The following is a 440-nucleotide window of genomic DNA, read 5'->3' as shown; positions in this document are numbered from 1 at the left end:
AGCGTTCCACGAACTGTATGTGCTCCTCGGTAATGGGCAGTGTGTACTCCAGCACCTTCATGAGGTTACCGAACTCGTGCTCGACGCTCCGTTTTTTAGAAATAAAATCGGCCCAGCTATACTAGAGGCGGGTGTACTCCCGCAGCGTGCGGTTGCAGATGAGGTACGTGAGCACGTTCTCGCTCTGGCGGACGGAACACCGCAGTTTCTGGTGCTCGAAGGTCGACTCCAGGGACGCCGTCTGCGTCGGCGAGCCCACACACACCAACACGGGCCGCAGGCGGGCCGCGTACTGGGGGGTGTGGTACAGGGCGTTAATCATCCACCAGCAATACACCACGGCCGTGAGGAGGTGACGCCCAAGGAGCCCGGCCTCGTCGAGGACTGACTCTTATACACTTCTCCGAGCCCACGAGACATGCGCAGATCTCGTATGCCGT

The 440-nt window shown here is 59.8% G+C and carries 1 pseudogene; it reads right to left on the bottom strand.

The features are described 5' to 3' along the window. A pseudogene (locus D7W79_RS46640) lies at nucleotides 1–373 on the bottom strand (hypothetical protein); the annotation flags it as partial. Between the last annotated feature and the right edge of the window lie 67 nt (nucleotides 374–440).

The sequence above is a fragment of the Corallococcus exercitus genome (assembly GCF_003611585.1).
Taxonomy (GTDB): Bacteria; Myxococcota; Myxococcia; order Myxococcales; family Myxococcaceae; genus Corallococcus; species Corallococcus exercitus.
Note: the sequence above shows the minus strand (reverse complement) of the source record. Positions and strands in the feature narration are given on the sequence as shown.